This is a genomic window from Mediterranea sp. ET5, assembly GCF_023337025.1.
Taxonomy (GTDB): Bacteria; Bacteroidota; Bacteroidia; order Bacteroidales; family Bacteroidaceae; genus Phocaeicola_A.
Map to the genome: position 1 here is coordinate 1 of NZ_JAMBLN010000055.1, position 220 is coordinate 220.

At 45.0% G+C, this 220-nt stretch carries 1 tRNA gene; it reads right to left on the reverse strand.

The features are described from left to right. Positions 1-133 precede the first annotated feature (133 nt). Positions 134-207 (reverse strand) — tRNA-Asp (locus tag M3087_RS14310). Positions 208-220: the final 13 nt, after the last annotated feature.

Sequence of the window (220 nt, forward strand, 5' to 3'; positions counted from 1 at the left end):
TCTGCAACATTGCTGCTGCTACGGATTATACTCTTGGCTCTTGCGTCTTACTGTTATTGGGTTTGTACAACATGTCAAAGATCTTATTCCTTTAATTGACAATTGACAATGGACAATTGACAATTTCGGAGTGCGGTGCGTACGGGACTCGAACCCGTGACCCCATGCGTGACAGGCATGTATTCTAACCAACTGAACTAACGCACCGGATTTCCATCGA